At 64.1% G+C, this 25,159-nt stretch carries 21 protein-coding genes and 1 riboswitch; of the genes, 12 read left to right on the forward strand and 9 right to left on the reverse strand.

Annotated features, from left to right (window positions below):
• The first annotated feature begins 179 nt into the window (after positions 1-179).
• The gene (locus IFT75_RS16755) at positions 180-926 is read left to right on the forward strand and encodes an RsiV family protein (protein ID WP_185794968.1); all 747 of its coding nucleotides are present in this window, start codon (positions 180-182) and stop codon (positions 924-926) included.
• Here the strand turns inward: IFT75_RS16755 and cytX are convergent.
• A complete protein-coding gene (cytX, locus tag IFT75_RS16760) occupies positions 895-2,178 on the reverse strand; it encodes a putative hydroxymethylpyrimidine transporter CytX (RefSeq protein ID WP_197975832.1) in 1,284 nt (427 codons plus the stop codon). The two genes, IFT75_RS16755 and cytX, sit on opposite strands and share 32 nt — an antisense overlap.
• 135 nt (positions 2,179-2,313) lie before the next feature.
• Complete coding sequence (gene thiC / locus IFT75_RS16765; RefSeq protein ID WP_192055788.1) at positions 2,314-4,218, reverse strand: phosphomethylpyrimidine synthase ThiC; 1,905 nt, start codon at positions 4,216-4,218, stop codon at positions 2,314-2,316.
• Between the two features lie 151 nt (positions 4,219-4,369).
• Positions 4,370-4,474, reverse strand: a riboswitch (TPP riboswitch).
• Between the two features lie 167 nt (positions 4,475-4,641).
• Between thiC and IFT75_RS16770 the strand changes: the two genes are divergently transcribed.
• A complete protein-coding gene (locus tag IFT75_RS16770) occupies positions 4,642-6,099 on the forward strand; it encodes a TolC family outer membrane protein (protein ID WP_185794966.1) in 1,458 nt (485 codons plus the stop codon).
• Positions 6,100-6,801: 702 nt separating this feature from the next.
• Here the strand turns inward: IFT75_RS16770 and IFT75_RS16775 are convergent.
• From IFT75_RS16775 to IFT75_RS16790, 4 genes are all read right to left on the reverse strand, one after another.
• Positions 6,802-8,577, reverse strand: a complete 1,776-nt coding sequence (locus IFT75_RS16775; RefSeq protein ID WP_192055790.1) for an acyl-CoA dehydrogenase C-terminal domain-containing protein — start codon at positions 8,575-8,577, stop codon at positions 6,802-6,804.
• Positions 8,578-8,667: 90 nt separating this feature from the next.
• The gene (locus IFT75_RS16780; protein WP_122480409.1) at positions 8,668-10,473 is read right to left on the reverse strand and encodes a phenylacyl-CoA dehydrogenase; all 1,806 of its coding nucleotides are present in this window, start codon (positions 10,471-10,473) and stop codon (positions 8,668-8,670) included.
• 194 nt (positions 10,474-10,667) lie between these two features.
• Complete coding sequence (locus IFT75_RS16785; protein ID WP_122480410.1) at positions 10,668-11,417, reverse strand: TOBE domain-containing protein; 750 nt, start codon at positions 11,415-11,417, stop codon at positions 10,668-10,670.
• Positions 11,418-11,426: 9 nt separating this feature from the next.
• The gene (locus tag IFT75_RS16790) at positions 11,427-12,158 is read right to left on the reverse strand and encodes a ComF family protein (protein ID WP_192055792.1); all 732 of its coding nucleotides are present in this window, start codon (positions 12,156-12,158) and stop codon (positions 11,427-11,429) included.
• A gap of 102 nt (positions 12,159-12,260) precedes the next feature.
• Here IFT75_RS16790 and bioB point away from each other — a divergent pair, with 102 nt between their 5' ends.
• Genes bioB through bioD form a run of 5 tightly spaced genes read left to right on the forward strand, consistent with a single transcriptional unit; the run spans position 12,261 to position 16,825 of the window.
• The gene (gene bioB / locus IFT75_RS16795) at positions 12,261-13,319 is read left to right on the forward strand and encodes a biotin synthase BioB (protein ID WP_122480412.1); all 1,059 of its coding nucleotides are present in this window, start codon (positions 12,261-12,263) and stop codon (positions 13,317-13,319) included.
• A 52-nt stretch (positions 13,320-13,371) separates the two neighbouring features.
• A complete protein-coding gene (bioF, locus tag IFT75_RS16800; protein ID WP_192055793.1) occupies positions 13,372-14,544 on the forward strand; it encodes an 8-amino-7-oxononanoate synthase in 1,173 nt (390 codons plus the stop codon).
• Positions 14,537-15,268, forward strand: a complete 732-nt coding sequence (locus tag IFT75_RS16805) for an alpha/beta fold hydrolase (protein WP_192055795.1) — start codon at positions 14,537-14,539, stop codon at positions 15,266-15,268. Before bioF ends, IFT75_RS16805 begins: the two co-directional genes overlap by 8 nt.
• The gene (bioC, locus tag IFT75_RS16810) at positions 15,261-16,151 is read left to right on the forward strand and encodes a malonyl-ACP O-methyltransferase BioC (protein ID WP_192055797.1); all 891 of its coding nucleotides are present in this window, start codon (positions 15,261-15,263) and stop codon (positions 16,149-16,151) included. The genes IFT75_RS16805 and bioC overlap by 8 nt, the downstream gene beginning before the upstream one ends.
• The gene (gene bioD / locus IFT75_RS16815) at positions 16,148-16,825 is read left to right on the forward strand and encodes a dethiobiotin synthase (RefSeq protein ID WP_192055799.1); all 678 of its coding nucleotides are present in this window, start codon (positions 16,148-16,150) and stop codon (positions 16,823-16,825) included. Before bioC ends, bioD begins: the two co-directional genes overlap by 4 nt.
• A 6-nt stretch (positions 16,826-16,831) precedes the next feature.
• On the opposite strand, the gene IFT75_RS16820 is transcribed toward bioD, so the two are convergent.
• Both IFT75_RS16820 and IFT75_RS16825 read right to left on the reverse strand, forming a co-directional pair.
• Entirely contained in the window at positions 16,832-17,218 is a 387-nt protein-coding gene (locus IFT75_RS16820) for a PIN domain-containing protein (protein ID WP_192055801.1), read from the reverse strand.
• Positions 17,215-17,454, reverse strand: a complete 240-nt coding sequence (locus IFT75_RS16825) for a type II toxin-antitoxin system Phd/YefM family antitoxin (RefSeq protein ID WP_122480418.1) — start codon at positions 17,452-17,454, stop codon at positions 17,215-17,217. Before IFT75_RS16825 ends, IFT75_RS16820 begins: the two co-directional genes overlap by 4 nt.
• A gap of 217 nt (positions 17,455-17,671) precedes the next feature.
• On the opposite strand from IFT75_RS16825, the gene IFT75_RS16830 reads away from it, so the two are divergent.
• The 3 genes from IFT75_RS16830 to rarD all read left to right on the forward strand — a co-directional run bounded on the left by IFT75_RS16830 (position 17,672) and on the right by rarD (position 21,621).
• Positions 17,672-19,573, forward strand: a complete 1,902-nt coding sequence (locus tag IFT75_RS16830; RefSeq protein ID WP_192055803.1) for a PhoX family protein — start codon at positions 17,672-17,674, stop codon at positions 19,571-19,573.
• A gap of 76 nt (positions 19,574-19,649) precedes the next feature.
• Positions 19,650-20,624, forward strand: a complete 975-nt coding sequence (locus tag IFT75_RS16835) for a serine/threonine protein kinase (protein ID WP_122480419.1) — start codon at positions 19,650-19,652, stop codon at positions 20,622-20,624.
• Positions 20,625-20,733: 109 nt separating this feature from the next.
• Positions 20,734-21,621: an EamA family transporter RarD gene (gene rarD, locus IFT75_RS16840; protein ID WP_122480420.1), complete on the forward strand. Its 888-nt coding sequence runs from the start codon at positions 20,734-20,736 to the stop codon at positions 21,619-21,621.
• 224 nt (positions 21,622-21,845) lie between these two features.
• Here the strand turns inward: rarD and IFT75_RS16845 are convergent, their stop codons facing one another.
• On the reverse strand, positions 21,846-22,292 hold the full coding sequence (locus IFT75_RS16845) for a response regulator (protein ID WP_192055805.1): 447 nt from the start codon (positions 22,290-22,292) through the stop codon (positions 21,846-21,848).
• Positions 22,293-22,454: 162 nt separating this feature from the next.
• On the opposite strand from IFT75_RS16845, the gene IFT75_RS16850 reads away from it, so the two are divergent.
• Both IFT75_RS16850 and IFT75_RS16855 read left to right on the forward strand, forming a co-directional pair.
• The gene (locus IFT75_RS16850; protein WP_192055807.1) at positions 22,455-24,398 is read left to right on the forward strand and encodes a putative nucleotidyltransferase substrate binding domain-containing protein; all 1,944 of its coding nucleotides are present in this window, start codon (positions 22,455-22,457) and stop codon (positions 24,396-24,398) included.
• Positions 24,395-25,102, forward strand: a complete 708-nt coding sequence (locus IFT75_RS16855; RefSeq protein WP_185794954.1) for an exonuclease domain-containing protein — start codon at positions 24,395-24,397, stop codon at positions 25,100-25,102. The genes IFT75_RS16850 and IFT75_RS16855 overlap by 4 nt, the downstream gene beginning before the upstream one ends.
• Positions 25,103-25,159: the final 57 nt, after the last annotated feature.

Genomic DNA, 25,159 nt, shown 5'->3' on the forward strand with positions numbered 1-25,159 from the left:
TGCATGCAGCATGGGGCCATCCTAACCGCGATGGGCCCGTATTGCAGCCCCTTTGAGGTGAAGCCGCGCGCCTCGGGATAGGCGGTTGGGCGAGCAGGCATTAAGATTGCGCAGCTGGCGAACCGACGGTTCGACCGACAGTCCAACCACGATAATTCCATTACCCGCCAAGGACCCTCATGTCGTTTCTCAAGTTCGCCTCCGTGGCCTGCGTCGCCCTGACCCTGGGTGCCTGCTCCAGCCTCTTCCAGCCCAACTACCGGGCGCCGCTGGACACCAAGCGCGAGGCTTTCGAGCACCTCAAGCCTGGCTGCGACAATCAGGATTGCCCGCTGGTGAACATCGACGTGGTGCACTTTCCCGACGAGCCGGGCCTGGATGCAGCCATCGACAAACGCTTGCGCGAGATGACCGTCAATACCCCGGACGCCCGCGTGCCCGCGACCCTGAAGGCTTACGAAGAGCAGTTCATGCGCGAGGCCCAGCCACGCTACAGCAGCTACCTGCAAGCCAAGGTACGCGAACAGCATGACGGCATTGTTGTGGTCGAACTGTCCAGCTACGCCATGACCGGCGGCGCCCATGGCATGCCCGGGCGCGGCTTCATCAACTGGTCGCGCCGCGAACACCGCGAGCTGACCTTGCAGGACATGCTGGTCCCAGGCCAGGAGCGTGCGTTCTGGCAGGCCGCCGAAGAAGCCCACCGCGGCTGGCTGGTCGCCAGCAAACTGGACAAGGACGCCGAGTTCATTCGCCAGTGGCCCTTCCAGCAAACGCCGAACATTGCCCTGACCTATGGGGGCGTGGTGCTCAAGTACAATGTGTACAGCATCGCCCCCTACGCCATGGGCCACCCGGAAGTGAAGATCGCCTACCCGCGCCTCAATGGGGTGATCAAGCCCGAGCTGTTCCCGGGTCGCGGTTGAGTACTCGCTCGATCAGGTAGTACAGCAACCCGGCCACCAGCAGCGCTGGCAGGGTTGCGCCGATCTGCGGGTACAGATTGGCCAGCACGTGGTACAGGCATACGCCACCAAGCCAGGCCAGCAGCGCACTCCAGTGCACGGCGCGCGGTTCGACCTGCGCCGAACGCCTGCGCAGCACGAAGTGGTCCATCAGCACCACGCCGAACAGCGGCGCGAATACCGAGCCAATCAGCAGCAGGAAGTTCTGGTACTGCGCCAGCGGTGCCAGGCAGGCGATCAGCGTGCAGATGATGCCGATGGCCAAGGCCAGGTGTTCGACCTTGAGCCCTGACAGCAAGCTGGTCGATACCGCCGCCGAATGGATATCGGCGAAGGCGTTCTCCGACTCGTCCAGCAGGATCAACAACAGCGGTATGCCCAGGCCGGCCCCGGCCAACGCCAGCAGCAGCGCATTGACTTCGCCACTGGGCGCGAACGCCAGGGTGTAGGCGACGCCCAGGCTCATCAACCAGAAATTGCCTATGAAAAACCCGACGGCCGTGCCGCCGAACACGCTTTTGGCGCGCTTGCCGAATCGCGAATAGTCGGCAATCAGCGGCAGCCACGACAAGGGCATGGCGATGGCGATGTCGAAGCCCGTGGCCAGGTCCATGGAACCGTCGCCAGCGGTGTTCCACAGGGTCGTCAGGTCGGCCTTGGCGAACAGGTTCCAGGTCAGCCACAGGCACGCTGCCAACAGCAGCCATATGCCCCATTTGCGCAGCACCTTGCGCACGAAGGTCAGCGGCCCGGTGACCGCCAGCAATGTCGCCAGGCCGCCGAAAAACACGGTCCACAGCCAGGGGTTGCTGCCCAGGCTGCCCTCACCGAACGCGCGCGTGCCCAGCAGGCTGGCCGCATCGCGCATGACGATGATCTCGAACGATCCCCAGCCAATCAGTTGCAACAGGTTGAGCAAGGCCGGAACGCTGCCGGCGCCGCGGCCCAGGGTCAGGCGCAGGGCGGCCATGGCGGACAGGCCGGTGTCGCTACCGATGACGCCGACCGAGGCGAGCAGCAAAACACCCACCAGGGTGCCCAGGAAGATCGCCGCCAGTGCGCCGGCCAGGCCCAGGCCAGGCGCCAGCAGGGCGCCGGTCTGCAGCACCATGAGGCCCACGCCCAGGGAAAACCACAGGGAGAACAGGTCGCGCCCGCCCAGCACGCGCTGGGCGGCGGACACCGCAGTATCGGGAGAATAGGAGGTTTTCAATGGCTGGGCTCGAGTGGAAATGGGTCGAAGGTTGTTGGGGCATCGGTGGTGCCGGTTCGCGGCCGCTGACCGCTCCTACGGAGGGATCGCAGGAGCGGTCAGCGGCCGCGAAAACCGCACCACCGAAGATACTGACTAGACCTTTTGGTACAGCTGGCTGCCTTCCTGCTTGAAGCGCTGCGCCTGCTCGCGCATGCCCTCTTCCACGCTCAGGTCGACGGCTTCGATCTTCTGGTTGGCCGCGTACTCGCGCACTTCCTGGGTGATTTTCATCGAGCAGAACTTCGGGCCGCACATCGAGCAGAAATGCGCGACCTTGGCCGAATCCTTGGGCAGGGTTTCGTCGTGGTAGGCACGCGCGGTGTCTGGGTCCAGCCCCAGGTTGAACTGGTCTTCCCAGCGAAACTCGAAGCGCGCCTTGCTCAAGGCGTTGTCGCGGATCTGCGCGCCCGGATGTCCCTTGGCCAGGTCGGCGGCGTGGGCGGCAATCTTGTAGGTGATGATGCCGGTCTTCACGTCATCCTTGTTCGGCAACCCGAGGTGCTCTTTCGGCGTCACGTAGCAGAGCATGGCGCAGCCGAACCAGCCGATCATCGCCGCACCGATACCCGAGGTGATGTGGTCGTAACCCGGCGCGATGTCGGTGGTCAGTGGGCCCAGGGTGTAGAACGGCGCTTCGTCGCAGCATTCGAGCTGCTTGTCCATGTTCTCCTTGATCAGCTGCATCGGCACATGCCCCGGACCTTCGATCATGCACTGCACGTCGTGCTTCCAGGCGATCTTGGTCAGCTCGCCGAGGGTTTCCAGCTCACCGAACTGGGCTTCGTCGTTGGCGTCGGCGATCGACCCCGGACGCAGGCCGTCGCCCAGGGAAAAGCTGACATCGTAGGCTTTCATGATTTCGCAGATGTCATCGAAGTGCGTGTACAGGAAGTTTTCCTTGTGATGCGCCAGGCACCACTTGGCCATGATCGACCCGCCGCGACTGACGATGCCGGTGACCCGCTTGGCGGTCAGCGGCACATAGCGCAACAGCACACCGGCATGGATGGTGAAGTAGTCGACGCCCTGCTCGGCCTGTTCGATCAGGGTGTCGCGGAACAGCTCCCAGGTCAGGTCCTCAGCCGCGCCGCCGACCTTTTCCAGGGCCTGATAGATGGGTACGGTGCCGATCGGCACGGGCGAGTTGCGGATGATCCACTCGCGGGTTTCGTGGATGTGCTTGCCGGTGGACAGGTCCATCACCGTGTCCGAGCCCCAGCGAATGCCCCAGGTGAGCTTGGCCACTTCTTCCTCGATGGAGGAACCCAGCGCGCTGTTGCCGATGTTGCCGTTGATCTTCACCAGGAAGTTGCGGCCGATGATCATCGGCTCGAGTTCGGTGTGGTTGATGTTGGCCGGAATGATGGCGCGGCCGCGGGCGATCTCGTCGCGGACGAATTCGGCGGTGATCTCCTGGGGAATACTGGCGCCGAAGCTGTGGCCCTTGTGCTGGTCCTTGAGCAGGCCGGCAGCGCGCGCCTCGGCCAGCTTCATGTTCTCGCGGATGGCGACGTATTCCATTTCGGCGGTAATGATGCCCTGGCGGGCATAGTGCATCTGGCTGACGTTGGCGCCGGCCTTGGCGCGGCGCGGGTTGCGCACATGGGCGAAGCGCAGTTTGGTCAGTTCCTCGTCGCTCAGGCGTTGCTGGCCGAAGTTGGAGCTCAGGCCGGCTAGGCGCTCGGTGTCGCCGCGGTCGTCGATCCACGCCGAGCGCACGTCGGCCAGGCCCTTGCGCACGTCGATGACGACGCTGGGGTCGGTGTACGGGCCAGACGTGTCGTAGACGGTCACCGGCGGGTTGATTTCACCTGCGCCGCTGCCGGTCGAGAAGTCGGTGGGCGTGACATCCAGGCTGATCTCGCGCATCGGCACGCGGATGTCCGCACGCGAGCCTTGGACGTAGATCTTGCGTGAACGGGTGAAGGGCTGCACGGAGCCCGAATCGACCCGGGCCGATTCGCTCAAATGCACGGTGTTTTTTGCTTTTGTATTCATCACAGGCTCTCCAGACGGCATCCATCACGGGAATGTCGGAGCGAACCTGAAAGGCACGGATGCACCCTGTGAACGGATGCTGTGCTTGTACGCGAGGTGCCGTGCAGAAAATGCGCGAGACCCCGGACGAAGCACAAGAGGACTCGCCGAAAGGACGAGAAATCTTGTTCCCTACGCAGGCGTTAACCTGATCAGGTTCAACGGGATCCGGATTATCCGATCTCAGCCTCATAGCAAGGCACCCCGACAAGAACGTGCACAGCATAGACGGCCCGCACACGGAACGCCAACTCCGCCTGCAGGTCTTGATATTGGCCGTTGCGCCGGATTGTTGTGCAGCGCGTCGCGCTCTACACTCGCCCTGCCCCACGCCTATTTTCACAGCTGATGCCCAGACCCAGCTTTCAGACCAAGGATTGCCCCATGCTGCGCAGTAGATTTCCCTCGGCAACGGCCCTCGCCCTGGCCGTGTCCGGTGCCATTCCAGGCATGGTCCTGGCGCAGCAGGCACCGCTGGCGAGCATGACCGACCTGGTCAGCGTCTATCAGGAAGCGGTGCTGAACAACGCCGACCTGGCCGCTTCGCGGGCCGACTACGCCGCGCAAAGCGAAATCGTGCCGCAGGCGCGGGCAGGCTTGCTGCCCAACCTGTCGGCGGGCTACGACATCAACGATACCCGCACGGCGCTGGACCAACCGTCGGCGGTGTACAACCGCAGCGGCAATTCCTACCGGGCGCAGTTGAGCCAGCCGCTGTTCCGCGCCGACCGCTGGTTTCAGCTCAAGGCCGCCAAAGCGGTCGACGAGCAGGCGGCGGTGCAGTTGTCGGCCACCGAGCAGAACCTGATTCTGCAGAGTGCCCAGGCCTATTTCTCGGTGCTGCGCGCGCAGGACAATCTGGCCACCGCGCGTGCCGAAGAGAATGCTTTCCGGCGCCAGCTCGATCAGTCGCAGGAGCGTTTCAACGTCGGTCTGTCCGACAAGACCGACACCCTGCAATCCCAGGCCAGCTACGACACCGCCCGGGCCAATCGAATCATCGCCCAGCGTCAGGTCGACGACGCCTTCCAGGCCCTGATCACGCTGACCAACCGCGAATACAATTCGATCCAGGGTATCGTTCACACCTTGCCGGTGCTGGCGCCGATGCCCAACGACGCGAGTGCGTGGGTCGACACCGCTTCCCGGCAGAACCTCGATCTGCTGGCCAGCAACTACGCCGTGGAAGCTGCCGAGCAGACCTTGCGCCAGCGCAAGGCCGGGCATGCGCCCACGGTGGATGCGGTGGCGCAATACCAGAAGGGTGACAACGACAATCTGGGTTTCAGCAATCCTTCCAATCTGCCGGGCGTGAGCTATGGCAGCGACGTGTCGCAGCGCAGCATCGGGGTGCAGTTGAACATTCCGATCTACAGCGGCGGTTTGACCAGTTCGCAGGTCCGTGAGGCCTATGCGCGGCTCACGCAAAGTGAGCAGCAGCGTGAAAGCCTGCGCCGACAGGTGGTGGAGAACACCCGCAACCTGCACCGCGCGGTGAACACCGATGTCGAGCAGGTGCAGGCGCGCAAGCAGTCGATCATCTCCAACCAGAGCTCGGTGCTGGCCACGGAAATCGGCTATCAGGTGGGAACGCGCAACATCGTCGACGTGCTCGATGCGCAGCGCCAGCTGTACAGCTCGGTGCGCGACTACAACAACACCCGCTATGACTACATTCTCGACAACCTGCGGCTCAAGCAGGCGGCGGGCATCCTGAGCCCCGGCGACCTGCAGGACCTGACACGATTCCTCAAGGCCGATTACAACCCGGACCGGGATTTCCTCCCGCCAGACCTGGCCAAAGCGGCCGAAGCACTGCTCAAGCCGCCAGCGAAACCATGACCTGACGCGCCGCTGCTACAGGGGGTGTGTGAGCCGCGTCCGGCGTCGAAGCGGGGTGTCAGGTGTATCGCGTCGCCAGTGACGCGGCTTGCGCCGCTGCTACAGGGCGCGCGCAGCCCGTAATGAGCCCCACGCGTTCCTGTAGCAGCGGCGCGAGCCGCGTCCGGCCTTGATGCAGTGGGTCAGGTGTACCGCGCAGTGGGTGACGCGGCTTGCGCCGCTGCTACACGGGTCGCGCAGCCCATAATGAGCCCCACGCGTTCCTGTAGCAGCGGCGCGAGCCGCGTCCGACGTCGATGCGGAGTGTCAGGTGTATCGCGTCGCCAGTGACGCGGCGTGCGCCGCTGCTACAGGGGTCGCGCAGCCCGTAATGAGCCCCACGCGTTCCTGTAGCAGCGGCGCGAGCCGCGTCCGGCCTTGATGCAGTGGGTCAGGTGTACCGCGCAGTGGGTGACGCGGCTTGCGCCGCTGCTACAGGGGAAATTATTCGGGAGCGGAAAAAAGAAAACCCCGCCGAAGCGGGGTTTTGCAGACTGTTTCCCATGACATCCATTTCCGTCCGCCATCCTGGCAGAAATCCTACGTGTCCCTGTTATATCTAGGCGCATCCTGCGCAACGTCCTTGGAGTGAAGATTAACTGTGGATCCAATCCGTGGATATAGCTCAAAGACACCACGTGATGTAAGCCAAAGCTTACATCGTCAGAATTGCTCCTCATCCAACAGAAACAGTGACGCGCTGCCGGCATCGACGGCAGCCGCCAGCGAGTGGATCCGCGGCAACAACCGGGCGAAATAAAAGCGCGCCGTGCCCAGTTTGCTGGCATAGAACGCCTCGTCCTGCCTGCCCAGCGCGGCCGCCGCCATTCTCGTCCACATGTAGCCGTAGGCGGTGTAACCAAAGGCCTGCAGGTACTCGACCGATGCGGCGCCGATCTCGCGCGGATCGTTCGCGGCGCGGCCCAGAACCCCAGCAGTCAGCGCATCCAAACGGTCCAGCGCGTGGATCAGTGGTTGGGTGAACTCCTGCAACGCGGCATCGGCCTGGGCGGCGTAGGCACGCACTTCGTCGGAAAACAGCTGATAGAACGCACCACCGTTGCCCACCACCTTGCGGCCCATCAGGTCCAGCGCCTGGATGCCGTTGGTGCCCTCGTAGATCTGCGTAATACGCACATCGCGGACCAACTGCTCCTGGCCCCATTCGCGGATATAGCCGTGGCCACCGAATACCTGCTGGCCATGCACCGTGGTTTCCAGGCCCAGGTCGGTCAGGAAGGCCTTGGCCACCGGAGTCAGCAAAGCCACCATGTCTTCGGCGCGCTTGCGCGTGGCCGGCTCTTCGCTGTACTTGGCGGTGTCCAACTGCAGCGCCACGTAGGTGGAGAACGCCCGCCCGCCTTCGTTGCAGGCTTTCATGGTCAGCAGCATGCGCCGCACGTCCGGGTGGACGATGATCGGGTCGGCCATTTTGTCGGCCTGCATGGCCCCAGTGGGCGAACGGCTCTGCAGCCGGTCACGGGCGTACTCCACAGCGTTCTGATAGGAGCGCTCGGCCGACGCCAGGCCCTGAATGCCTACGCCCAGACGCTCGTAGTTCATCATGGTGAACATGGCCGCCAGGCCCTTGTTGGCCTCGCCGACCAGGTAACCGGTGGCGCCATCGAAGTTCATCACGCAGGTGGCCGACGCCTGGATGCCCATCTTGTGTTCGATGGAACCGCAGGACACCGCGTTGCGCGCGCCCAGGTTACCGTCGGCATCGACCATGAACTTGGGCACCAGCAGCAGCGAGATGCCCTTGGGGCCGGGCGGTGCGTCGGGAAGCTTGGCCAACACCAGATGAATGATGTTCTCGGTCAGGTCGTGTTCGCCGCCGGTGATGAAGATTTTCGTCCCGCTGACCTTGTAGCTGCCGTCTGCCTGCGGTTCGGCACGCGTGCGGATCAGGCCCAGATCGGTACCCGCATGGGCTTCGGTCAGGCACATGGAGCCGGCCCAGGTCCCGGCATACATCTTGGGCAGGTAGGTGCGTTTCAGCTCTTCACTGGCATGGGCGTTGATGGACAGGCAGGCACCGGCAGTCAGCATCGGGTACAGGCCGAACGCCAGGCTGGCCGAGTTGACCATTTCCTCGACCTGCGCCGAAATCACCTTGGGCATGCCCATGCCACCATGGGCAGGTTCGCCGCCCACGCCGACCCAGCCACCCTCGGCGTAGGTCCGATAGGCCTGGATGAACCCGGCCGGGGTGGTCACCGCGGTATCGCGCCAGTGGCAGCCCTCTTCATCGGCCGCCCGGCTCAAGGGCGCGATGGCCTGGGCGGTGACCTTGCCGGCCTCCTCGAGAATGGCTTCCATGGTGTCGACATCGACGCTGTCGGCCAGGCCCGGCAGCTGCGCCCAGTGGCTGGCAACGTCGAATACTTCGTTCAGGACAAAGCGCATATCGCGCAGGGGAGCTTTGTAATCCGCCATGGCTGACTCGCAAAAATTCGAGGGCTGAGGTTCGAAAGCCGGGTGGCGCGCTCGGCAACACGCGCGCCGCCCGGCTGGTTGGCGTACCTGTCAGTAGGACAGGCCGAAGTGCGCTTCGTCCATGTCCATCAGGTTGGCCGCGCCCGAGAGCATGGCGGCAACGTGAGTGCGGGTGCGCGGCAGGATGCGCTGGAAGTAGAAGCGCGCCGTTTGCAGCTTGGCCGTGTAGAACGCGGCATCGCCCGTGCCTTCAGCCAGCTTCTGCGCTGCCACACGAGCCATGTCGGCCCAGAAATAGGCCAGGCAGGCGTAACCCGAATACATCACGTAATCGACCGAGGCTGCGCCGACTTCTTCGCGATCCTTCATGGCGGCCATGCCAACCTTCATGGTCAGCTCGCCCCACTCCTTGTTCAACTGCGCCAGGGGTGTAACGAACTCGGCAACGGCTTCGTTGCCTTCGTTGGCCTGGCAGAACTTGTGCACGATCCGGGTAAAGCCCTTGAGGGCCTCGCCCTGGGTCATGAGCACCTTGCGCCCCAGCAAGTCGAGTGCCTGGATGCCGGTGGTGCCTTCGTACAGCATGGAAATGCGGCTGTCGCGCACGTTCTGCTCCATGCCCCACTCGGCAATGAAACCGTGCCCACCGTAGATCTGCACGCCGTGGTTGGCGGCCTCGAAACCGACTTCGGTCATGAACGCCTTGGCGATCGGCGTCATGAACGCCAGCAGGGCATCGGCGCGCTTGCGCTCTTCCTCGTCCTGGCTGAACTTGAGCACGTCCACCAGCTTGGCGGTGAAATAGACCATGGCCCGCGTGCCTTCGGCGAAGGCCTTGATGGTCAGCAGCATGCGCCGTACGTCCGGGTGCACGATGATCGGGTCGGCAGCCTTGTCGGGCGCCTTGGGGCCGGTCAGCGAGCGCATCTGCAGGCGATCGCGGGCATAGCGCAGGCCACCCTGGAACGCGACTTCGGCATGGGCCAGACCCTGCAGGGCAGTGCCCAGGCGTGCCGTGTTCATGAAGGTGAACATGCAGTTCAGGCCCTTGTTGGCGGGGCCGATCAGGTAGCCGGTGGCGCTGTCAAAGTTCATCACGCAGGTGGCGTTGCCGTGAATGCCCATCTTGTGTTCCAGCGAGCCACAGCTCACCGCATTGCGCGCGCCGATCGCGCCATCGCTGTCAGGCAGGAACTTGGGCACGATGAACAGCGAGATGCCCTTGGTGCCGGCCGGTGCATCGGGCAGGCGTGCCAGCACGATGTGCACGATGTTGTCGGCCATGTCGTGTTCGCCGGCAGAAATGAAGATCTTCGTGCCGCTGATTGCATAGCTGCCGTCGGCCTGGGGTTCGGCCTTGGTGCGCAGCATGCCCAGGTCGGTGCCGCAGTGTGGTTCGGTCAGGCACATGGTGCCGGTCCACTCGCCGGACACCAGCTTGGTCAGGTAAGCCTCTTGCTGCTCGGGCGTGCCGTGGGCGGAAATGGTGTTCATGGCGCCGTGGGACAGGCCGGGGTACATGCCCCACGACCAGTTGGCGCTGCCGATCATCTCGCTCACCGCCAGACCGAGGGATTCGGGCAGGCCCTGGCCACCGTGTTCGACGTCGTGGGCCAGGCTTGGCCAGCCGCCTTCGACGAACTGTTTGTAGGCCTGCTTGAAGCCGGTCGGCGTCTTCACGCCGTCTTCGCTCCAGGTGCAGCCTTCGATGTCGCCCACACGGTTCAGCGGCGCCAGTACCTGTTCGCAGAACTTGGCGCCTTCTTCGAGGATGGCATCGACCATGTCCGGGGTCGCATCCTGGCAGCCGGGCAGGCTTTGATAGTGCGCTTCGTAGCCGAGCAACTCGTCGCGGACGAAGCGAATATCACGCAAGGGGGCCTTGTACTCAGGCATAGCGATAAACCTCTGCTGATGGATTCCGATGGGTTCGACCTGCGACAGGTTGTCGCTATCAAACGGCTGTTTGAAACATACGTTTACGCCTGCGCAAAGTCAATACCCGCCCGGCGGCCGTCACGGTGCCGTGGCGGCTGCGGGCTGGTTCGCTGAAAGCCGGGATCGACAGGGTTCGGCGGGTATGGCGCGGGTTAGAGCGGAGTACCGAGTAGAACGTTGGCAGGATCGAGCCACACATTGACCGAGTCGCCCTCACGGATCGAGCAGTGCTCGGAAAGTGCGCACAGGGTCTGCCCATTCGCCAGGCCGATACGCATTTCGCAAGGCCCTCGAGCGTCCTTCAGGACCTGCTCCAGCACACCCTCCAGGCAGCTGTGACCAGGCATGGCGGGAGCATCCAGTGGCAACACGCACAACCAACCCGCCTTGATCAAGGCCACCACACCAGCGCCGGGCACCAGCGTCAGGGTTTGCGTGCTGTCATGGGTGATCTGCGCGCGCAGGCTCAACCCCGCGCCCAGGTCCAAAGTGATTTCGTCGTTGCGCCCTTGAGCGTCGATGGCAGTCACGCGGCCGTGCAGTTGATTGCGGGCGCTGGTACGCAGCATGAGTCGGCCCAGCAGGTCGAGGTCGCCGACGTCCTCGGCGGCTTCGAGCACCTGCGCCTGCAAGGCCTGGAGTTTCTGGTAGAGGCGCAGCATGCGCTGCCCTTCCGCGGACAAGCATGCGCCACCACCGCCCTTGCCGCCCACGACCCGTTCGACCAGCGGCGTTTGGGCCAGGTTGTTGAGTTCGTCGATGGCGTCCCAGGCGCCCTTGTAGCTCAGGCCAGCCGCCTTGGCGGCACGGGTGATCGAACCCTGCTCGGCGATATGACGCAGCAGTTCGATGCGTTGCGGACGACGTGCGATGTACTGGGCAAGCAAAGGAGGCAAGGTCATGGCCCAAGGCTACTCGGGCTTGGCCGTGCGCGCCAGACAGTAGACGTCGACCCGCGCGGCGCCGCCCTCGCGAAGCAGCGTGGCCAGGGCCTGCGCGGTGGCGCCGGTGGTCATCACATCGTCGACCAAGGCGACGTGCACTCCATCGAGCACCGCACCGGGCATCAAGGCAAAGGCGCGTTCCAGGTTGTGCAGGCGCGCCTTGGCGCCCAGTTCCTGCTGCGCCTGGGTCTCGCGCGGTCGTTGCACCAGGGTCGAATCGCAGTCGATGTGCAGTGCCTCGGACAACCATCGAGCGAGCATTTCAGCCTGGTTGAAACCTCGTCTGCGCAGGCGTTTGCGCCCCATGGGCACCGGGATCAGCAACTGCGGGCGTGGCAACCCTTCATTGAAACGATGATCGAGCCAGTGACTGGTCAACTCGGCCAGCAAACGTCCATAGGGCCACTGGCTGTTGTGCTTGAAGCGGGTGATCAGGCTGTCGACGGGAAAACCATAGTGCCAGGGGGTTTCCACCTTGCCGAATGCGGGTGGCCGGCGCCGACAGGGCGCGCAGGTGAACCCACTCATCGCCAAGGGCAATGCGCACACCGTGCACTGCTCCTCCAGCCAGGGAAGGTCGCATTCGCAGGCCTCGCACAGGGCATAGGGATTGCCCGACGCTTCGTCGCACAGCAGGCAAATCTGATCAGTTTCTAGCCACTTGTAGACCTTGGTAGCCGCAGAAGGTTGACAGTGCATGGAGCTTCCTTAATCATGCCCGCATTCGACTCAATAGCCGCGTTGCGCCCATGGACATTCCAGCGTCCGTGCGCGCGCCCAAGCATAAACAAGGAATCGCCGATGAGCGCCAGTACAACTGCAACCGTTCGTCACGACTGGACCCTGGCCGAGGTCAAGGCGCTGTTCGTGCAGCCGTTCAACGACCTGCTGTTCCAGGCGCAAAGCGTGCACCGGGCGCATTTCGACCCCAATCGGGTCCAGGTCTCGACCCTGCTGTCGATCAAGACCGGCGCCTGCCCCGAGGACTGCAAGTACTGCCCGCAATCGGGGCACTACAACACCGGGCTGGAAAAAGAAAAGCTGATGGAAGTGCAGAAGGTGCTCGAGGAAGCCGCCCGCGCCAAGGCGATCGGTTCGACGCGATTCTGCATGGGCGCGGCCTGGAAACACCCCTCGGCCAAGGACATGCCGTACGTCTTGCAAATGGTTGCCGGGGTCAAGGCGCTGGGCCTGGAAACCTGCATGACCCTGGGGCGCCTGGACGAAGACCAGACCAAGGCCCTGGCCCAGGCCGGCCTCGACTACTACAACCACAACCTGGACACCTCGCCGGAGTTCTACGCCAGCATCATCACCACCCGCACCTACAGCGAACGCCTGCAGACCCTGGCCCACGTGCGCGACGCCGGCATGAAGATCTGCTCCGGCGGCATCCTGGGCATGGGCGAGTCGCTGGACGACCGCGCCGGGCTGCTGATCCAGTTGGCCAACCTGCCCGAGCATCCCGAGTCGGTGCCGATCAACATGCTGGTGAAAGTGGCCGGTACGCCGCTGGAAAACGCCGAGGATATCGACCCGTTCGATTTCATCCGCATGCTCGCCGTGGCGCGCATTCTCATGCCCCAGTCCCATGTGCGCCTTTCCGCCGGGCGCGAAGCGATGAACGAACAGATGCAGGCACTGGCTTTCCTGGCCGGGGCCAACTCGATCTTCTATGGCGACAAGCTGTTGACCACGGCCAACCCGCAGGCAGACAAGGACATGCAGTTGTTCGCCCGCCTGGGGATCGCTCCCGAAGCTCGTGAAGAACACGCCGACGAGGTCCATCAAGCGGCCATCGAACAGGCCCTGGTCGAGCAGAAGAGCAGCGACCTGTTCTACGACGCCGCGTCCGCCTGACCCTGCGCCGGCCCCAGCGGCCGGCGTTCACCCCCTGCCATTCGAGGCCTGCATGCCCTTCGACCTCAGCGCGCGCCTGGCCGAGCGCCGCGCCGCCGACCTCTATCGTCAGCGTCCATTGCTGCAAAGCCCGCAGGGGCCATGCGTGGTGGTCGATGGCCAACCGCTGCTGGCTTTCTGCAGCAACGACTACCTGGGCCTGGCCAACCACCCCGAAGTGATCAAGGCCTGGCGCGAGGGCGCCGAGCGCTGGGGCGTGGGCGGTGGAGCATCGCATCTGGTGGTCGGTCACAGCAGCCCTCACCACGCGCTGGAAGAGGCCTTGGCCGAATTCACCGGGCGTCCGCGGGCGTTGCTGTTTTCCACCGGCTACATGGCTAACCTGGGGGCGGTCACCGCTCTGGTGGGGCAAGGCGATACCGTGCTGCAGGACCGTCTCAACCACGCCTCGCTGCTGGACGCCGGGCTGCTCAGCGGCGCGCGCTTCAGCCGTTACCTGCACAACGATGCCGCCAGCCTGGAAGCGCGCCTCGACAAAGCCACCGGCAATACGCTGGTGGTGACCGATGGCGTCTTCAGCATGGACGGTGACCTTGCCGAGCTGCCGCAACTGGCCGCTTCGGCCCGCGCCAAGGGTGCCTGGCTGATGGTCGACGATGCCCACGGGTTCGGTGCCCTGGGCGCCACCGGTGGCGGTATCGTCGAACACTTCGGGTTGGGGTTGGACGATGTGCAGGTGCTGGTCGGGACCTTGGGCAAGGGCTTCGGCACTGCGGGCGCCTTCGTAGCCGGCAGCGAGGAACTGATCGAGACGCTGGTGCAGTTCGCCCGGCCCTACATCTACACCACCAGCCAGCCACCGGCGCTGGCCTGCGCTACGTTGCGCAGCCTGCAGCTGCTGCGCAGCGAGCACTGGCGGCGCGAGCACCTGGCGACCCTGATCGCGCAGTTCAGACGGGGCGCTGCCCGGTTGGGCCTGACCTTGATGGACAGCTTCACGCCCATTCAACCCATTCTCATCGGCGACGCCGGGCGAGCCCTGCATTTGTCGCGGCTGTTGCGCGAGCGCGGAGTGCTGGTGACGGCCATTCGCCCGCCAACGGTGCCTGTCGGCAGTGCGCGATTGCGGGTCACGCTTTCGGCCGCTCACAGCAGTGCCCAGGTGCAGCGACTGCTCGATGCGCTGGCTGAGTGCTACCCGCTGCTGGGAGCTGAACATGCTTGATCGCTTGATCCTGCTACCTGGCTGGGGCCTGGGCAACGGTGCTTTGGATCCCCTGGTCGCCGCCTTGCGAGGGCTCGCTGAACCCGTGCAGGCGCGGATCGAAGCCTTGCCCGAGCCCGGTTCCATCCAGCTTTCCGACTGGCTCGACGCGCTCGACGAACGCCTGCCGGACGGTGTCTGGCTGGGCGGCTGGTCGCTGGGAGGGATGCTTGCTGCCGAACTGGCGGCGCGCCGTGGCGAGCGCTGTCGTGGCTTGCTGACGCTGGCCAGCAACCCCTGTTTCGTGGCCCGCGCCGACTGGCCGGATGCAATGCCCGCTAAGACGTTCGAAGCGTTTCTGGCCGCTTGCGAGGCGGATCCGAAAAACCTGCTGAAGCGCTTCGCGTCGCTCTGTGCGCAAGGCGCTGCTGATCCGCGCGGGCTTTCTCGGCGACTGGCGGTTGCTGAGCCGACTTCGACACAGACGTTGGTGGAGGGCCTGCATGTGCTGGCGGAGCTGGATACCCGGGCCGCGTTGCAGGCGTTTGCCGGGCCGCAACTGCACCTGTTTGCCGGGAACGATTCGCTGGTGCCTGTTGGTGCAGTAAGCGCGTTGCGGGAGCTGCTGCCCGAAGCTGAAATCGGCCTGGTCGAGCAGACCAGCCATGCGTTCATGCTGGAGGACTCGCAAAGGGTTGCCGGTGCAATTCAGGCCTTCCTGCGTGAGCGAGGTTTTGATGAATAACGGCAAGGGTTTTGCGTTTGGCGCACGTTTTGCGGTGGTAGACGACGCGGCTTGCGCCGCTGCTACAGGGGCCGAGGCGGGGTCTGCGTTGCCGGATAAGCGGCGGGTGGCGGCTTCCTTTTCCAAGGCGGCGGCGAGTTACGACAGCGTCGCGCAGTTGCAACGCGACGTTGGCCATGCGCTGCTCGCGCGCCTGCCGGCCGATCTGCAACCCTCGCAATGGCTCGACCTGGGCAGCGGCACGGGCTATTTCAGCCGCGCCCTGGCGCAGCGTTTTCCCGAGGTCGCCGGCGTGGCGCTGGACATTGCCGAAGGCATGCTGACACACGCGCGCGCCCAGGGCGGCGCCACCTGGCATGTGGCCGGGGATGCCGAGCAGCTGCCGTTGCGCAGTGGCTGCTGTGGCCTGATCTATTCGAGCCTGGCAGTGCAATGGTGCAGCAATTTCGCCGCCGTGCTCGCCGAGGCCTACAGGGCCTTGCAGCCCGGCGGCGTGCTGGCCCTTGCCAGCCTGTGCGCGGGCACGCTGCACGAGCTGCGTCAGAGCTGGCGCGCAGTGGATGGCCGGGTGCACGTCAACCGCTTCCGTGAGTTCGCCGACTACCAGCGCCTGTGCGCCAACAGCGGTCTGGAGGTACTGAGCCTGGATAACGTGCCCCATGTGCTGCACTACGCGGACGTGCGCGGCCTGACCCATGAACTCAAGGCGCTGGGCGCGCACAATCTCAACCCCGGCCGACCCGACGGCCTGACTGGCCGCACGCGCATGCTTGGCCTGCTGCACGCCTATGAAACCTTTCGCACACCGCTGGGGCTGCCCGCCACCTACCAGGTGGTCTACGCTGTGTTGCGCAAACCTGTCGAGCAAGGACAATCCCGATGAGCGCCTATTTCATCGCCGGTACCGACACGGACATCGGCAAGACCACGATCGCGGCCGGCCTGTTGCACGCCGCTATGCTCAGGGGCCTCAGCACGCTGGGTGCCAAGCCCGTTGCCTCGGGCTGCGATGTCACACCCAAGGGCCTGCGCAACAGTGATGCGCTGGCCTTGATGGCGCAGAGTTCGATCAGCCTGGAATATGCGCAGGTCAATCCAGTGGCCTTCGAACCGGCGATCGCTCCACACATTGCCGCTCGCGAGGCTGGCGTGGCGCTGACGGTTGGATCGTTGCTGGCGCCCATGCGCCACGTGCTGGCCCAGCAGGCAGACTTCACCCTGATCGAAGGCGCCGGCGGCTGGCGCGTGCCGCTGTCCGACCAGTCCAACCTGTCGGACTTGGCCATTGCCCTGAAACTGCCGGTGATTCTGGTGGTGGGCGTGCGCCTGGGCGCCATCAGCCATGCGCTGCTCAGTGCGGAAGCGATCGCCCGCGACGGCCTGCAGCTGGCCGGCTGGGTGGCCAACATCATCGAACCGAAAACCTCACGCCTGGAAGATAACCTCGCCACCCTGGCCGAACGCATGCCAGCGCCCTGCCTGGGTCGGGTGCCCTACCTGAAGGACGCCAGTGCCCAAAGCGTTGCCGAGCATCTGCATCTGGAGCTTATTGGGTAGGACGATTCAAACGTGCAATGCGGGTGCGCCGTATTGGCTCAACAATGCGTCGGCCGTCAGCAACTGCATGCTCTCGAGGGTAGCCTGGGCGAATAGCAGGCGATCGAACGGATCGCGATGAATGGGCGGCAGTTTTTCCACGGCCATGCCATGGGCTGCAGTGATGGGTAGCTCGCTGTAGCCATTGAGCAATAGCTGCCGGCGCAGACGCGCCGTATCGATGACCGTGGCGCTGCGGCTCAGACCGTTCTTGATGGCCACTTCCCACAGGCTCGCTGCGCTGAAGTACACCTCGTGATCCATATTGCCGATCAACGATCGAGCACTTGCTGTAAGCATCGGGCTGTCCTTGGCAACCCAGATCAGGATATGCGTGTCGAGCAGTAACTTCACACCTTGCCCTCGAAGAGATTGGCGACCTCAATGTCCAGCTCATCAAAGTCTTCGGGTACCTCCAGGTCAAGCATGAAACCGATACGCTTTGCTTCACCCGCTAGTGGCGTGTCATAAGCCACCAGCCGGGCAACCGGCTTGCCGGCTTTGGCAATGACGACCACTTCACCGGCCGCAGCTTGATCCAGTAGCCGGGACAGATTGCTTTTGGCATCGTGAACATTGTGAATGGCCATCGGTGGCGACTCCTTTGTACAGGTGACTACAGTGTATCTTAGCCCATCTGGTTAGCTAATTCTCTTGTGCGCATTCATGCTGGCTTTGCACCGTGGTTCCCCCCGTATTGCTGTATTCGGAAACATTTCTGCACGCACGCATCGGCACACCCCCTGCCTGCAACCTGTTCGTCATAATCCCTCCTTAAGGTACTCGCTGACCTGAAGGGAGATGATCATGAGCCTGTTAGAAGAACACCAAGCCACCGACCTGGAAAAGATCACCGGGCTGAGCCGTCGTCGCTTCATCGGTGCTGGCGCATTGTGCGGTGCCGCAATGTTCATGGGCGGTAACCTGCTGACCCGCACGGCCATGGCCAGCGCCGTGAGCGCCGGTAACAGCGGCCTGCTCGGTTTCACCGGCATTGCGGCTGCCACCAGCGACACCATCAGCCTGCCGCCAGGCTATCGGGCCAGCGTGCTGATCAGCTGGGGGCAACCCCTGCAAGCCGGCGGCCCTGCGTTCGACCCCAGTGGCAACGGCAGCGCCGAAGCCCAGGAAGTGCAGTTCGGCGACAACAACGATGGCATGAGTCTGTTCCCCTTCCCCAACGACGCCAATCGCGCGTTGATGGCCATCAACAACGAATACACCAACTACCGTTATCTCTACGCCCATGGCGGTAGCCCGCAGTCGGCCGACGAGGTGCGCAAGGCCCTGGCCTGCGAAGGCCTGTCGGTGATCGAGATCCAGCGCAAGGCCGGCCACTGGCACTTCGTCCAGGGTTCGCAGTACAACCGCCGAGTACATGGCAACACGCCGATCCGTGTCAGCGGCCCGGCGGCCGGTGATGCCCTGCTCAAAACTGCGGCCGACAGCACCGGGCAACTGGTGCATGGCACGTTCCAGAACTGTGCCAATGGCAAGACGCCCTGGGGCACCTACCTCACGTGCGAAGAAAACTTTACCGACTGCTTCGGCAGCACCGACGCAACGCTGGCGTTCACCCCAGCGCAGAAACGCTACGGCGTGGTCGCGGCCAGCAAGGAAATCAATTGGCACCCCCACGATCCGCGCTTCGACATGGCGCGCAACCCCAACGAACTCAACCGTCATGGCTGGGTCGTGGAAGTGGACCCGTTCGACCCCACCGCCATGCCGGTCAAGCGCACCGCACTGGGTCGCTTCAAGCATGAGAACGCAGCCCTGGCCGAAACCCGCGACGGGCATGCCGTGGTGTACATGGGCGACGACGAGCGCGGCGAATTCATCTACAAATTCATCAGCCGCGATCGCATCGACCACCACAACCCCAAGGCCAATCGTGACCTGCTCGACCACGGCACCCTGTACGTTGCGCGTTTCGACGACGGCGACGGCAACCCTGACCACCCCAAGGGCCGTGGCCAATGGCTGGAGCTGACCCATGGCAAGCACGGCCTGGATGCCAGCAAAGGCTTTGCCAGCCAGGCCGAGGTACTGATCCACGCGCGACTGGCTGCCACCGTCATGCAGGCCACGCGCATGGACCGTCCCGAGTGGATCGTGGTCAGCCCGAAAGATGGCCAGGTCTATTGCACCCTGACCAACAACGTCAAACGCGGTGACGACGGCCAACCGGTCGGCGGCCCCAACCCGCGCGCGAAGAACGTCTACGGTCAGATCCTGCGCTGGCGCGAAAGCGGCGACGAGCACGGCGCCATGGAATTCGAGTGGGACCTGTTCCTGGTGGCCGGCAACCCCAGCGTGCACCCTGGCCAGGCCAAGGGCGGCTCGTCCAACATCAATCCGCAGAACATGTTCAACAGCCCCGATGGCCTGGCGTTCGACGATGCCGGTCGACTGTGGGTACAGACCGATGGCGATACCACCAACGTGGGCGACTTCGCCGGCATGGGCAACAACCAGATGCTCTGCGCCGACCCTGCCAGCGGCGAAATCCGCCGGTTCATGGTCGGCCCGGTCGGTTGCGAAGTCACCGGCGTCAGCTTCGCTGCCGATCAACGCACCCTGTTCATCGGCATCCAGCATCCGGGCGAAAACGGCGGTTCGACCTTCCCCGAACACCTGCCCAACGGCAAGCCACGCTCGTCGGTGATTGCCATCAGCCGCGAGGATGGCGGGGTGATCGGCGCGTAACCCGGCCACCGCTGTTGCCGCGTCTGCGCTACCATGGCGAGCCGGACGCGGCAGCCTGCCGCGCGCAGGAGTTCGCATGGCCCACCCTTTTGAAACACTCACCCCAGACCTGGTGCTCGACGCCGTGGAAAGCATCGGCTTTCTGAGCGATGCACGGGTGCTGGCACTCAACAGCTACGAGAACCGCGTCTATCAGGTGGGCATCGAAGATGGCCAACCGCTGATTGCCAAGTTCTATCGCCCCGACCGCTGGACCAACGCTGCCATTCTGGAAGAACACGCGTTCACGGCCGAGCTGGCCGATTGCGAAGTGCCCGTGGTTGCACCGATGGTGCACGAGGGCGAAACGCTGTTCGAACACGCCGGGTTCCGTTTCACCCTGTTTCCTCGCCGGGGCGGCCGGGCGCCCGAGCCGGGCAATCTCGATCAGCTCTATCGCCTGGGCCAGCTGCTGGGCCGCCTGCATGCCGTAGGTGCTACACGCCCGTTCGAGCACCGCGAGGCGTTGGCGGTGCAGAACTTCGGCCACGCTTCGCTGCAGACCCTGCTCGAAGGCAACCACGTGCCGCGCAGCCTGCTGCCCGCCTACGAGTCGGTCGCCCGTGACCTGCTCAAGCGCGTGGAAGAGGTGTACAAGGCCACGCCGCACCAGAACATCCGCATGCACGGCGATTGTCACCCCGGCAACATGATGTGCCGCGACGACGTGTTCCATATCGTCGACCTCGACGATTGCCGCATGGGCCCGGCGGTGCAGGATCTGTGGATGATGCTCGCCGGCGACCGCCAGGAATGCCTCGGCCAGCTGTCCGAGCTGATGGACGGCTACCGCGAATTCCACGACTTCGATCCGCGCGAGCTGGCGCTGATCGAACCCCTGCGGGCGCTGCGCCTGATGCACTACAGCGCCTGGCTGGCACGGCGCTGGGAAGACCCGGCCTTTCCGCGCAGCTTTCCCTGGTTCGGCACCGAGCGGTATTGGGGTGACCAGGTGCTGGCGCTGCGCGAGCAGCTGGCCGCACTCAATGAAGAGCCGCTGAAGCTGTTCTAGCCTGACGCTGTGCCTGAAAGCAGTGCCCGTCTTTTTGTTTCCAATGGTTTGATGTGTAACAGTTACCGACCAGCGATTCGATATCGAAACCGTGCCAGCAGGGAGCTCCATGCAAGTCGCCAATCCCCGTCGGGGGTACATCCTGGGCCTGAGCGCCTACATCTGTTGGGGGTTCATCCCTCTCTACTTCAAGACCCTTGCGCACTACCCGGCCGTGGAGATCATCGCCCAGCGGGTGCTCTGGTCGGCGCTGCTGGGGTCGTTGCTGCTGCTGGTGTGGAAACACCCCGGCTGGCTGCGCGAATTGCGCGAGAACCCCGTACGCCTGGCGATACTGGTGGGCAGCGGTTGCCTGATCGCCGCCAACTGGCTGGTCTATGTGTGGGCGGTGAACAACGGTCGACTGCTCGAGGCCAGCCTGGGCTACTACATCAACCCGCTGCTCAACGTATTGCTCGGGCTGCTGATCCTGCGCGAGCGGCTGCGCCCGCTGCAATGGATCGCCGTGGCACTGGCGGCGACGGGGGTGGCGCAGCAGGTCTGGCAGGTGGGCAGCCTGCCATGGGTCTCATTGGCACTGGCCTTGACGTTCAGTTTCTACGGACTGATTCGCAAGCGGGCACCGGTGGCGGCGTTGCCGGGGTTGGTGATCGAAACCTGGTTGCTGGTACCGCTGGCCGCGGGCTGGCTGCTTTGGCACGGCGATGCCGTCAGTATCCAACCGGCCTTCTGGACCACCAGCGACGCGCTCTGGTTGATGGCTGCAGGGCCGATCACACTGGTGCCGCTGCTGTGCTTCAACGCCGCGGCGCGCCATTTGCCGTATACCACGCTGGGCTTCTTGCAGTACATCGCGCCAACGCTTGTGTTGCTGCTGGCCGTTCAGGTGTTCGGCGAACACCTGGCTCCCGCGACCTTGATGACGTTCATCTTCATCTGGGCGGGGCTGGCTATCTACAGTGTGGATATCTGGTGGAATCGACGCAAACGCGACTGATCAGAAAACGATCAACTGGCTGCAGCCCGCGCGGAGCTTGGTGTACAGCGATCTACGCCGAGGTTATCCACAGCCTGGTCCCCGTGGATTGTGCACAACATGCCGTAAACTGGCTGTTTTTTGAACGATTTCCTGTAAGCCTTGCAGGACGCGCCCTGCAGAGAGGTCGACACAGGTTATCCACAGGCAGGCGCAGGATAACCTTGGATAACCTGAGAGAGGCTTCAGATCAAGCCGAGCTCTTCGCGCGCCAGTTTTACCAGCAGGTCCAGGTCGATCGGCTTGAGGAGAAAATCCACCACGCTCAGGTGCATGGCAGTAATCGCATCCTTCACGCTGGCATCGCCTGAAATGATGATGATCGGCAGCGCCGCACGCTCCGACTCGCGCACTTCACGGATGAGGTCCAGGCCCGACTCGGGCCCCATGCGCAGGTCGGTGATCAACAGCCCGATGCCCCTGTTGGCGCGCAACTGCAGCATTGCGCCCATGGCGCTGTCGGCCTGCAGGCATTCGATGCCATGCAGCGCCAGAATCTGCGCAAGGACGTCCCGCGTGTCGTCGTCATCATCCACTACCAGCACCAGCTGCGGCGGCAGTGCCTGCACCTGGCCCAGTTCGCTGAGCGCTTCACGCTCGGCATCGCTCAACAACAATTCGTGATCGGACATACGCTTCCCGTCATCCAGAACCCATCCATCAGGCCATTGCGCTCGATCCCGCCTTTTAGACTTACGTCCAATGGGCACCTTCGCCCATGCAGTCGACCATGGCCGAACGATAAAGACAAATCTCCCATAACAACAACTTCCGATTCGACCTATCGAGCGGTAATGGCCATGAGCAAAACCGACGCCTTCACCCAGGCGGGCAAGACCGCGGTGCTGCAGAACATCCACGGCACCGTGCAGTTCCTGCAACGCTTCCCACCGTTCAACCAGATGGAAAACGCCCACCTGGCGTACCTGGTCGAGCAGTGCCAGCTGCGCTTCTATGCCGGCGGTGAAAGCATCATCAAACCGGCCGATGGCGCTGTCGAGCATTTCTACATCGTCAAGCAGGGGCAGGTGGTGGGCGAGCGGCCGCACAGTGCGCGTCGCGGCACCGAAACCACGTTCGAGATCACTGCCGGCGAGTGCTTCCCGCTGGCCGCCCTGCTCGGCGAACGGGCCACGCGCACCGAGCATCTGGCGGCCGAAGACACTTTCTGCCTGCAGCTGAACAAGCCGGCCTTCATCAAGCTGTTCGCACTGTCCACGGTGTTCCGCGACTTCGCCCTGCGCGGGGTGAGCAGCCTGCTCGACCAGGTCAACCAGCAAGTGCAGCGCCAGGCCGTGGAAACCCTGGGCACCCAGTATTCGCTGAACACCCGACTGGGGGACCTCGCCATGCGCCACCCGGTGACCTGCTCAGGCTCTCTGCCGCTGCGCGACGCCGTGCGGCTGATGCACGAGCAGCAAGTGGGCAGCATCGTCATCGTCGATGACCTGAAGGCCCCCCAGGGCATTTTCACCCTGCGCGACCTGCGCCAGGCCGTGGCCGACGCGGCCACCGATTTCGGTGCGGGCATCGAGCGCTACATGATCCCGCGGCCCTTCCATCTCAGCCCTGAAGCCAGCGCCTTCGATGCTGCCGTGGCCATGACCGAACGGCACATCGCCCATGTCTGTCTGGTGAAAGACCAGCGCCTGTGCGGCGTGGTCTCCGAGCGCGACCTGTTTTCCCTGCAGCGGGTGGATCTGGTGCACCTGGCACGCACCATTCGCCATGCGTCGCGCCTGGAACAACTGATTGCCTTGCGCGGGGAGATCAGCGCTCTGGTCGAGCGCATGCTGGCCCATGGCGCATCGTCGACGCAGATCACCCAGCTCATCACCTTGCTCAACGATCACACCGTCTGCCGGGTGATCGAGCTGGTGCTGGAAGAGCGCGGTGATCCGGGCGTGCCTTTCAGTTGGCTGTGTTTCGGCAGCGAGGGCCGCCGCGAGCAGACCCTGCACACCGATCAGGACAACGGCATCGTCTTCGAAGCCCGCGACGCTGCCCACGCTGCCGAAATCCGCGGCAAGCTGCTGCCACTGGCGCACCAGATCAACCTGGCCCTGGCACAGTGCGGCTTCAGCCTGTGCTCGGGCAACGTCATGGCCAGCAACCCCGAGCTGTGCCTGTCGCGTCTGGAATGGGCACGGCGTTTCGCCGGCTTCATTCGCGAAGCGAGCCCGGAGAACCTGCTCAATTCGAGCATCTACTTCGACCTGCGCACGGTATGGGGCGATGATTCGGCGTGTGCGCAGTTGCGCCGCAGCGTGCTGGAGCAGGTGGCCGACAATCGCCTGTTTCAGCGCATGCTGGCGCAGAACGCCTTGCGCCAACGCCCACCGGTGGGGCGCTTTCGCGACTTCGTGCTGACCCGTCAAGGCAGCGACAAGGCAGCCACCCTGGACCTCAAGGTGCAAGGCCTGACGCCCTTCGTTGACGGCGCGCGCCTGCTGGCCCTGACCAACGGCATCGACACCGGCAATACCCTGGAGCGCCTGCGCCAACTGGTGGCCAAGGAGGTCATCGACGCGCAGGACGGCGCCGCCTACGAAGAGGCGTACCATTTCATCCAGCAGACGCGCATGCAGCAGCATCAGGCCCAGGCCCGGCAGCACTTGCCCTACTCCAATCGCATCGACCCCGCCGAGCTCAACCACCTGGACCGGCGCATCCTGCGCGAGTCGCTGCGCCAGGCCCAACGTCTGCAGGCCAGCCTGAGCCTGAGGTATCAACTGTGAATTTGTTCCCGTGGCGACGGCCACGCCCCACCCCGCTGGCAGTCGAGCTGCAGCAGCGCCTGCAAGGGTTGCCAGGCCCGCAGCCTTTGGCTGACTGCAGCCTGCGCGAACAGCGCTGGGTGGTGCTGGACCTGGAAACCAGTGGCTTGAACCTGAACAAGGACCAGGTGCTGTCGATCGGCGCGGTGGTCATCGAAGACGGCGCGGTGGACTTCTCCCAGCAGTTCGAACGCACATTGCTGCGCGAGCAACCTCGCCTGGGCGCCAGTGTGTTGATCCATGGCCTGGGGCCGGAAGCGATCGCCGCCGGCCAGGTGCCCGCAGACGCCCTGCTCGATTTCATGACCTTCGTCGGCGACAGCCCGCTGCTGGCGTTCCACGCACCGTTCGACGAGCACATGCTGGGCCGCGCGCTCAAGGACAGTCTGGGCTACACGTTGCAACACCCCTTCATCGATGTCGCCGAGCTGGCCCCGATGCTCTGCCCCGATGCGCTGCTGCGCGCAGCTGGACTGGACGACTGGACCACGCATTTCGGCCTGCAGGTCGGCGAGCGCCATCACGCCAGTGCCGATGCGCTGGTCACCGCAGAGTTGGCCATGCTGCTGTTCAGCCGTGCGCGCCGCCAAGGTCTGGATAGCCCCCGCGTCCTGGCCGAGAAAGTGAGCCAGTGGCGGCGCAGGCAGCAGAACCAGGTGTTCTGACCAGCGCAAAGGCGTGTATGCACCCGACCGCTACCCGACAGCGGTCGCCAGTATCGA

Origin of the sequence: Pseudomonas sp. CFBP 8758, assembly GCF_014841725.1 — a bacterium.
Lineage (GTDB): Bacteria > Pseudomonadota > Gammaproteobacteria > Pseudomonadales > Pseudomonadaceae > Aquipseudomonas > Aquipseudomonas baltica.

Excerpts from the sequence above, each read along its gene's own strand:
- IFT75_RS16755 (WP_185794968.1), top strand. The coding sequence starts at position 180 with ATGTCGTTTCTCAAGTTCGCCTCCGTGGCCTGCGTCGCCCTGACCCTG.
- thiC (WP_192055788.1), bottom strand. The coding sequence starts at position 4,218 with ATGAATACAAAAGCAAAAAACACCGTGCATTTGAGCGAATCGGCCCGG.
- IFT75_RS16770 (WP_185794966.1), top strand. The coding sequence starts at position 4,642 with ATGCTGCGCAGTAGATTTCCCTCGGCAACGGCCCTCGCCCTGGCCGTG.
- IFT75_RS16775 (WP_192055790.1), bottom strand. The coding sequence starts at position 8,577 with ATGGCGGATTACAAAGCTCCCCTGCGCGATATGCGCTTTGTCCTGAAC.
- IFT75_RS16780 (WP_122480409.1), bottom strand. The coding sequence starts at position 10,473 with ATGCCTGAGTACAAGGCCCCCTTGCGTGATATTCGCTTCGTCCGCGAC.
- IFT75_RS16785 (WP_122480410.1), bottom strand. The coding sequence starts at position 11,417 with ATGACCTTGCCTCCTTTGCTTGCCCAGTACATCGCACGTCGTCCGCAA.
- IFT75_RS16790 (WP_192055792.1), bottom strand. The coding sequence starts at position 12,158 with ATGCACTGTCAACCTTCTGCGGCTACCAAGGTCTACAAGTGGCTAGAA.
- bioB (WP_122480412.1), top strand. The coding sequence starts at position 12,261 with ATGAGCGCCAGTACAACTGCAACCGTTCGTCACGACTGGACCCTGGCC.
- bioF (WP_192055793.1), top strand. The coding sequence starts at position 13,372 with ATGCCCTTCGACCTCAGCGCGCGCCTGGCCGAGCGCCGCGCCGCCGAC.
- IFT75_RS16805 (WP_192055795.1), top strand. The coding sequence starts at position 14,537 with ATGCTTGATCGCTTGATCCTGCTACCTGGCTGGGGCCTGGGCAACGGT.
- bioC (WP_192055797.1), top strand. The coding sequence starts at position 15,261 with ATGAATAACGGCAAGGGTTTTGCGTTTGGCGCACGTTTTGCGGTGGTA.
- bioD (WP_192055799.1), top strand. The coding sequence starts at position 16,148 with ATGAGCGCCTATTTCATCGCCGGTACCGACACGGACATCGGCAAGACC.
- IFT75_RS16825 (WP_122480418.1), bottom strand. The coding sequence starts at position 17,454 with ATGGCCATTCACAATGTTCACGATGCCAAAAGCAATCTGTCCCGGCTA.
- IFT75_RS16830 (WP_192055803.1), top strand. The coding sequence starts at position 17,672 with ATGAGCCTGTTAGAAGAACACCAAGCCACCGACCTGGAAAAGATCACC.
- IFT75_RS16835 (WP_122480419.1), top strand. The coding sequence starts at position 19,650 with ATGGCCCACCCTTTTGAAACACTCACCCCAGACCTGGTGCTCGACGCC.
- rarD (WP_122480420.1), top strand. The coding sequence starts at position 20,734 with ATGCAAGTCGCCAATCCCCGTCGGGGGTACATCCTGGGCCTGAGCGCC.
- IFT75_RS16845 (WP_192055805.1), bottom strand. The coding sequence starts at position 22,292 with ATGTCCGATCACGAATTGTTGTTGAGCGATGCCGAGCGTGAAGCGCTC.
- IFT75_RS16850 (WP_192055807.1), top strand. The coding sequence starts at position 22,455 with ATGGCCATGAGCAAAACCGACGCCTTCACCCAGGCGGGCAAGACCGCG.